Source organism: Candidatus Acidulodesulfobacterium acidiphilum (assembly GCA_008534395.1).
GTDB lineage: Bacteria > SZUA-79 > SZUA-79 > Acidulodesulfobacterales > Acidulodesulfobacteraceae > Acidulodesulfobacterium_A > Acidulodesulfobacterium_A acidiphilum.
In genome coordinates this window covers 70,427-78,975 of the sequence record SHMQ01000010.1, presented here as the reverse complement: position 1 = coordinate 78,975, position 8,549 = coordinate 70,427, and the positions used below count along the sequence as shown (strand labels likewise).

Below are 8,549 nucleotides of genomic sequence, written 5' to 3'. Positions count from 1 at the left end.
GTCGTCTATCTCGGAAACCCCTCCCGAAGCGATTATATCGACTTTCAATTTCGCAAGTTCAGTAACGAGATTTAAATTAACACCTTCCAGCATACCGTCTTTTTTAATATCCGTAAATATAAAAGTTCCTATGCCGTATTTTTCTTTTAAGCTTTTTACTGCTTCGCCCGCAGGGATTTCGACGTACTCTTTCCATCCTGATATAGCTATCTTATCGTCGTACAAATCTATCCCGCCGATAATCCTGCCTCTGTATTTCGCCAATGAATCTTTAACGCAATTTATATCTTTAAACAGTATTGAACCTAAAACTATATAAGACGCTCCCGCATTAAAATAACGGTCGATAACTTCATTATTTCTTATTCCTCCTCCTACCTCCACAGGAATATTTACAGATTTAATTATATCTCTTATTATCTCGTAATTATCAGTATTTCCGGACTTAGCTCCGTCAAGATCTACTATGTGAAGCCTTTTAGCACCTTTACTTTGCCAGTCGAGAGCCGCCTCGACGGGAGAAATTTGATACTCTTTTTTTACGTCGTAATCGCCCATGGTAAGCCTAACGCACTTAGAACCCAGGATATCTACGGCAGGTATAATAATCATTTTTTTATTATATTTAATTTTCTATAAAATTTTTAAGTAAAGCAAGTCCTTCTTTATGACTTTTTTCAGGATGAAACTGGCATGCAAAAATATTATCTTTTTTAACGCAGGCCGTAAATTTACCGTAATAATCGCAGACCGCCGTTGCAATATCTTCTTCCGGAACGCAATAATAAGAATGAAGAAAATAAAAAAAACTTTTATTTTCTATCCCCTTAAACTCTTTTAAAGGTTTTAATATTTCAATATCGTTCCAGCCTATATGTGGAATTAAGTTTACAACTTTTTCGTCAAACTTGACTACTTTTCCTTTAAAAATTCCTAATCCTTCGCTGTAACCAAATTCTTCCGAAGTTTCAAACAAAAGTTGCATTCCCAGACAAATTCCAAGAAATTTCTTGCCTTCGGCTATTGCATCTTTAACGGGATTAACCAAATCCTTTCTTTTTAGAGTCGCCATAGCATCCTTAAAACCGCCTACTCCCGGCAGTACTAAATGAGTCGCATTTTTTATATCTTCGAAATCGCCAGTTATTTTAGCGGAATAACCTAAAAAGTTAAAAGCATTTTTAACGTTTTTAAGATTCCCCATTCCGTAATCTATAACGGCTATTTTATTTTCCATTTTTTTATCTATCTATCTATCTTTTATCTATTATAAAATATTTATAAATAGCGTTGGCTACAGCATCGGCAACCATTTGCCTGAAAGTAGAAGAAGCCAAAAGATGTTCCTCGTAAGGATTGGATATGTATGCATACTCTATGACTACGGCCGGCATAGTAGTAAATCTCAATACGTAAAGGTCGTCCCTGAGTATTCCGTCGTATTTTAAATTTAATGTAGATGAAACGTAATGTTCTAAATATTTTGCGAATTGATACGAATTTCTGTGAAAATAATATGTCGTGGTCCCGTAAAGATATGGAACTACCTGAGAATTGCAGTATAAGCCTATAAACAGATTTGCTCCGCTTTGATTAGCCATCGCCACTCTTTGCTGAAGACTCACGAACACATTAGACGTCCTGTCTATCTCTGTTTTAATTCCTTTAGCTTCAAGAAACTTTCTAAGCTTTAAAGCAATGCTTAAGTTCACGAAACTTTCCGGAAGGCCCATAGGTCCTACTCCTCCCGGATCGCCTCCGCCGTGTCCTGCATCTATGAACACGTTAAAATTTGCGCCTTTTACCGAAACATTATTTCTGCGGTTTTTAAAGGCAGATGTTTTTTTCGCAAAATACGCTTCGGCTTTTGAAGCATAAACTACCGTTTCATATTTACTATTTCCTGCGGCGACCGTTTTAACATCAGGCTTATTCAAAGAATTTTGTCTTAAAACCAAATGAACCGAATATTTAGGCGCAGTGCTAAATTGAGAATAAGATACGGAAAATACATTCGGAAAAGGGTTTTTTAACTTATTGCCGCGTCCATATAAAACTGCATGTCCAAAAACTAAAATAAAATATTTTTTATATCCATTTTGAAATAAATATTTTTTATAAAAAGGTTTGTCGCCGGTTGTAAAAATATCTATAGTGCCGTCAGTGCGGTTTATAAAAATATTTTTAATATAAGTTATATTTTGAGAAAAAGCATAAGCTTTCTGCGTTTTAAAATTTATAGTTCCGGTTAAAATCAATAGCATCACAAGGCAGAATATTAACTTTTTTTTCATTTTTTATATGCTTCCTTTAGTAGAAGGAATTCCAGAATCGCCGGTAATTTCAAGGGCATCGGAAACCGCTCTTCCGACAGATTTAAAAACTGCTTCGACCATATGATGTATGTTTGATCCGTATTGAATATTTATATGTAGGCTTATAAGAGCATTTTTACAAACTGCATCAAAAAAAACGTTGGAATATACGTAAAAAAATTTATCTACCAATATTTCACGCGATTCCTGTTTGGAAATCCTTAACGAAGATTTTAAAAATTCTTTACCGGCTTGAGATATATCTTCCCCCATAAATCTGTAAACAAAAAACGACCTGCCGCAAAAATCTGCCGTGGATTGAACAAGCGATTCATCCATAGGAACGGATGAGAAACCGTATCTTTTGATGCCTCTCTTATCGCCGGATAATTCTTTGAACGCATGTCCTATAACTATGCCGGTATCTTCTATGAGATGATGCAGGTCCACCCCTATATCGCCTTTTGCTTTGAGAGATATATCGCAGCCGGAATGTTTTGAAAACTGTTCCAGCATATGATTGAAAAACGGAACGCCCGTATCGATTTTATAGTTTCCTTTTCCGTCGATATTTAATTCCAGTTTTATATCCGTTTCGGTAGTCTTTCTTATAAATTTACCTTTTCTTGCCTTTTTTTTTATAGTATTTTTTTCCGGCATGCAAATTTTACCTTCCCGAAGAATGTATTATTAAACTTTTATTTCATTATAGCATATTAAAAGCGGCATAATTATATTTTTTTAAAAACTCCTTTTTATAAACTTTCCGAAAATTTTATAAAAAAATCGGCTAATTTTTTATTTTCTTTTGCAGTGCCGACGGTTATTCTGTAATAAAGCTCCATATCGCCGGTAAAATTTCTTATTATTATATTATTCTCGTTTAAAAAATTATCGAATTTAACCTTATATTTTTCGTTACTAAGTTTTATAAGTAAAAAATTTGCGTCGGAACGATAAACTTTAATAAAAGGCAAAACTTTTAATTTTTCATATAAAACTTTTCTTTGTTTTACAGTCTTTTTTATATTTTTTTCAAATTCGTCGAAATTTTTTAAAAAAAATTCTATGGAACTCAATGTTAAAGAATTTATATTATAGGGTAATTTTATTTTTTTAAATTCGTTTATAAGTTTATCGCCTGAAAAAAGCAGTCCGAATCTTAATCCTGCAAGCCCTATTTTAGAAAAAGTTTTTAAAACTATTAAATTTTCATACTTCGCCAGTTCATTTAAAAAAGACTTTTCGTCGGAAAAAAATATATATGCTTCATCCACTACGACTAAGTTGTTTTTGTTTTCCAAAAGACCGTATATGATTTTGCGGTTAAAATGATTGCCCGTAGGATTATTGGGATAGCTGAAAAAATATAATTTTTTCATGTTTTTATCGTCGTTTGATGCAATATTATCTGGTAAATCAAAATTTTTATCGTTTAATTTTATTATTTTTACCTTTAAATCGTTATATTCAGCTATAATTTCATACATTGAAAAAGAAGGCGAAGGTATATTGACAGCGACGTCTTTTTTTAAACTAAGCAGAATAATAGATATCAGTTCATCGGAACCGTTGCCGAAAATAAAATTTTTGGACGAAATCCCGTAAAATTTTTCTACGGACTCAAGCAGATTTTTAGAATTAGGGTCGGGATAAAGATTTATCAGCGTGTTTTTTATATAATCGGCATATTTCTTTTTAATATTTTTGCTTAGAATATAATTAGATTCGTTTGCGTCGAGTTTTAACGCTTTTTGAAGCGGATCTATTTCGGTAACCTTATAGGCTTTTAGCTTGCGGACGCTGTCTTTAATAAAATTATCTATATTAAACGAAGGCATGATTATTTTATCTTTTTTATTCTAAAACTTACAGATTCGTTATGCGCGCTTAATCCTTCTATTTCAGAAAAGAAATTTACGTCTTTTGCGCTTTTTAATAGAAAATCGGGACTCGAATAAATAACGCTTGTTCTCTTAAGAAATGAGATCGTATCCAAGGGGGAAAAAAACCTTGCCGTACCGCCGGTAGGAAGCACATGGCTCGGACCGGCTACGTAATCTCCAAGCGATTCGGGAGTATTTGCTCCCATAAATACGGCGCCTGCATTTTTTATTGCAAAAAGTTTATCGAAAGGGTCTTTTATATACAGTTCTAAATGTTCCGGCGCAAGTTCGTTTACAATATCGATAGACTCGTCCAAAGAGCCGGTTATTACCAAAGACGCATTATGATTTATCGACTTCTCTATTATTTCTTTTCTCTTTTCGCTCTTAATTAATTTAGGAAGTATTTTTTCAATCTTTTTAATAACCGAACTGCTGTCGCTGATAACGGTAGAAATCGCCATTTCGTCATGCTCCGCCTGAGACATCATATCTACCGCCGCAAGTTCCGGATCGGCGTATTCATCGCACACTATCGCAATTTCGCTCGGCCCGGCTATCATATCTATATCGACGTCGCCATAAACCATTTTCTTTGCCGTTGCTACGTAAATATTGCCGGGACCGGCTATTTTATCTACGGATGGAATAGTTTCGGTGCCGTATGCAAGAGCGAATATAGCCTGCGGACCGCCTATTCTAAATATTTTTTCTATTCCGCACAAAACCGCCGCCGCAATAACGTAATTATTTAACTGTTTTGACGGAGGGGTGACGGCTATGACGTCTTTAACTCCGGCAGCTGCCGCAGGTATCGCATTCATAATAACTGACGAAGGATAGCTCGCTTTGCCGCCGGGAACGTATATGCCGACTTTTTTAAGAGGCGATACGAGCTGTCCGGTTATAAGACCTGTTTCGGCGTCGTTTGAAAACCATGTATTGAGATTTTGTTTGGAGTGATAGTCGTAAACTCTTTTTATCGTGTTTTCGATACTTTTTAATTCATCTTTATTTAAAGAATTTACGGATTTATCCTTTTCTTTTTTGCCTATTAAGAATTCTTCCGGCGCCAGATTAACTTTATCGAATTTAGCGGTATATAATGTTAAAGCTTTATCTCCGTCGGCAATAACGTCTCTGCGTATGGCTTTGAGTTCCTGCTGTATTTTATCGGTAAATTCAAACTGGCCGAACCTTCTTTCTTTTAAAAATTTTTTAAAATCGTCTTTATTTGAATCAAATACCCTCATTTTTATTGACCCGTTCTTTTAAATCTTCTATTAAAGCCGCAATATCCGCCGAATTTATTTTAAGGCTTGCTCTGTTGACTATTAATCTTGAAGTAACATGGACTATATCTTCTATAGGAATTAAATTATTTTGCCTTAAGGTTTCTCCGGTAGAAACTAAATCTACTATAAAATCGCACAGTCCGGAAATAGGCGCAAGTTCGACGTTACCGTATAGCTTTATGATTTGAACGTTTGAAACGCCTTTTTTATTAAAAAAATCCCTGGCGATACGCACGTATTTAGTGGCAATTCCAATATTTACCCCTGAATAATATATTTTATTTTTTATATCGTCGTCTATTTCTGGAAAACGGTCATCGGCATTTAAATTATTATTATCTTTTCCGAATATTAAAGTTTTGCGAGCCGCAACGACCACTTTACATTTTCCTATGCCAAGGTCTAAAGGTTCGTATATATTTCTTGGTTTTTCCAGTAAAACGTCTTTGCCTGCAATACCGGCGTCGGCCGCTCCGTACTCTACGAAAGTCGGCACGTCTAAAGGCTTTACTATGAGCAGGCTTACGGCATCGTCTTCGTAATCGAAAATAAGTTTCCTGGAATCGTAATCGGCATCAGGGTGTTTAATATATCCCGATTCTCTTAAAAATCTTAAGGCATCTTTAAGCACTCTGCCTTTGGGAACTGCAATTTTTAGCTTCTTGAGTTTAGGATATTTTTTATTTGAAATTTTCATTAATATATAAATAAATATTTTTATTTCAAGCAGTCTTACTGCAAGCGATGCCGCTAAATCTGGATTCGCCGTCAGGTACCGGAGATATATCGTTTGCTTTTACCCTTGAAATTATAGCCCCTAAAGCGGTCAACTTTTTTTCCATGATTTCGTATCCGCGATCAAGATGATATATTCTCGAAACGGTAGTTAAACCGTCTGAAGAAGCTAATCCGGCAAGAACTAGGGAAGCGCTTGCCCTTAAGTCGGTTGCCATAACTTCGGCTCCGGAAAGTTTTTTTACCCCTTTTACTATAGCAAAATTATTTCTCACTTTAATATTCGCTCCAAGACGAATAAGTTCGGCAACATGCATAAACCTGTTTTCGAAAACGTTTTCGGTAATAACACACAATCCGCTTGAAAGCGTCATAAGAGACATAATCTGCGCCTGCATATCCGTAGGAAAATTAGGATAAGGAGCGGTAGAAATATCTACGCTTTTAATAACTTTAGATCCCTTAACCCTTATCGAATTCGACGAGTTTATAATAACTTTTACGCCAGCTTCCGAAAGTTTATCGATAACCGATTTCAGATGATTAACGTTAAGATTTTTAAGAACTATATCGCCTTTAGTTATGGCGGAAGCCACCATGAAAGTTCCAGCCTCTATTCTATCGGGAAGTACTCTATGGCATAAACGGTTAAGTTTTTTAACTCCCTTTACGGAAATGACGGACGGTTCTATTCTTTTTATATCGGCTCCGCCGTTGTTAAGAGCGGTAATCATATCGTCTATTTCCGGCTCCCTCGCCGCATTTTTTATAATAGTAGTGCCTTCCGCGAGAACTGCCGCCATAATTACGTTTTCCGTTCCTGTAACCGAAGGAATAGGAAAATTTATAACCGCACCCTTGAGCTTATCGGCAAAAACTTCTACGTATCCATGATCGACTTTAACCGTAGCCCCAAGCTGTTTTAAAGCGTTAAGATGAAAATCTATAGGTCTTGCGCCGATTGCGCATCCTCCGGGAAGAGACACTCGCGCACGTTTATATTTGGCGATTAGCGGACCGAGGACAAGAACGGAAGCCCTCATAGTTTTTACCAAATCGTAAGGCGCATCGAAGTTATTAATGCCGGAAGTATTAATAACTAACTTATCGACGGCGCCGCTTTTTTTTATTACCGCACCCAGACTGATTAAAAGTTTTTTTATAGTTTTAATATCTTCTAAATCGGGAACATTTTCTATTTCGCAGTCGAACTCGTCAAACATTATAGACGAAACTATTATCGGCAAAGATGCATTTTTAGAACCGCTTATAGAAACTTCTCCTACTAAAGGAAATCCTCCCTCTATGACCATTTTATCCATATGTAATTTTTACCGCCCTTTCTTTATTATTTAAATCGTTAATAAAATCTATTTTCTTAAATTTTAAATTGATATTATCAAACCTTTCTTCAAACAAAGACTGAATTTCTTTTTTTTTGCGATAATCTATCTCTAAAATCAGCGTTTTAATTTTTTCGCGGGCAATCGATGCGGCATCGAATATTTTTCTATAAAATAAAAGCCCGTCTTTGCCTCCGTCTAAAGCTCCGACCGGTTCGTAAAATTTAATATCGTCTTCCAGCGACGCTAAATCTTCCGTAGTTATATACGGCGGATTTGATATAATTAAATCATAGTTATTAAGATTATAAAAATCAAAGTCTCCGACGCTTACGCTTGTATTTAAAGACAAATTTTCGCCACAGTTTAATTTAAGGATGTCTAAAAAAACCGGAACTACTTTTTTCTGAACGCCGTTATTAATTATATTTTTTTCCGCGGTTTTTAAACTAGTTAAGTTGTTATCCGCAGCATAAATTATAACATTATCAAAATTCTTTGCAATAGAAATCGCAACTGCTCCGCAACCCGTACCTAAATCTATAACATTAATCTTTTTTTTATATATGCCGTAAAGCCTTCGTATTTCCTCAATTGCGGCATCAACTAAGCATTCGGTATCTGGCCTCGGTATCAAAACCGTTTCGTCAACGCAAAAATTTAAAGAATAAAATTCTTTATTTTTAACTATATAAGCGAAAGGTTCCTTTTTAAACCTTCTTTCTATTAATTTTTCGAAAGTTTGTTTTTTTACCTCAGAAATATTATCTTCATACGAAACAATAATTTTTTCTAAATTTAAACCGAGCGCATATTGCATTAAACCGAGCGATTCGTTATAAGGATTTTGTATTCCGGCTTTTTTCAGCCTGTATTCCCCGTTTTTAATTAATTCGTAAATAGTCATCCGGCGCAAAGCGAAACAATCTTATATAGGATAATGCTTCGATCTTTAATTAATTTGTAAATAGCCAA

The 8,549-nt window shown here is 35.2% G+C and carries 9 protein-coding genes; all 9 read right to left on the bottom strand.

The window, feature by feature from the left end; genetic code table 11:
• Nucleotides 1–612: 1-(5-phosphoribosyl)-5-((5-phosphoribosylamino)methylideneamino)imidazole-4-carboxamide isomerase (locus EVJ48_04875; GenBank protein RZV39529.1), on the bottom strand; the 612-nt coding region annotated here is incomplete at its 3' end.
• Nucleotides 613–625: 13 nt separating this feature from the next.
• Nucleotides 626–1,237, bottom strand: coding sequence for an imidazole glycerol phosphate synthase subunit HisH (gene hisH / locus EVJ48_04870; protein RZV39528.1), 612 nt, complete (start codon nt 1,235–1,237; stop codon nt 626–628).
• Between the two features lie 16 nt (nt 1,238–1,253).
• Nucleotides 1,254–2,294, bottom strand: a complete 1,041-nt coding sequence (locus EVJ48_04865; GenBank protein ID RZV39527.1) for an N-acetylmuramoyl-L-alanine amidase — start codon at nt 2,292–2,294, stop codon at nt 1,254–1,256.
• A gap of 3 nt (nt 2,295–2,297) precedes the next feature.
• A complete protein-coding gene (locus EVJ48_04860) occupies nt 2,298–2,975 on the bottom strand; it encodes an imidazoleglycerol-phosphate dehydratase (protein ID RZV39526.1) in 678 nt (225 codons plus the stop codon).
• Between the two features lie 95 nt (nt 2,976–3,070).
• Complete coding sequence (hisC, locus tag EVJ48_04855) at nt 3,071–4,156, bottom strand: histidinol-phosphate transaminase (GenBank protein ID RZV39525.1); 1,086 nt, start codon at nt 4,154–4,156, stop codon at nt 3,071–3,073.
• 2 nt (nt 4,157–4,158) lie between these two features.
• Nucleotides 4,159–5,454 (bottom strand): histidinol dehydrogenase, encoded by a 1,296-nt coding sequence (hisD, locus tag EVJ48_04850; protein RZV39524.1) that lies wholly within the window; start codon nt 5,452–5,454, stop codon nt 4,159–4,161.
• Nucleotides 5,441–6,193 (bottom strand): ATP phosphoribosyltransferase, encoded by a 753-nt coding sequence (locus tag EVJ48_04845; protein ID RZV39523.1) that lies wholly within the window; start codon nt 6,191–6,193, stop codon nt 5,441–5,443. Before EVJ48_04845 ends, hisD begins: the two co-directional genes overlap by 14 nt.
• A gap of 25 nt (nt 6,194–6,218) precedes the next feature.
• Nucleotides 6,219–7,553: a UDP-N-acetylglucosamine 1-carboxyvinyltransferase gene (gene murA, locus EVJ48_04840; GenBank protein ID RZV39522.1), complete on the bottom strand. Its 1,335-nt coding sequence runs from the start codon at nt 7,551–7,553 to the stop codon at nt 6,219–6,221.
• Nucleotides 7,546–8,481 (bottom strand): peptide chain release factor N(5)-glutamine methyltransferase, encoded by a 936-nt coding sequence (prmC, locus tag EVJ48_04835; protein ID RZV39521.1) that lies wholly within the window; start codon nt 8,479–8,481, stop codon nt 7,546–7,548. Before prmC ends, murA begins: the two co-directional genes overlap by 8 nt.
• Nucleotides 8,482–8,549 lie beyond the last annotated feature (68 nt).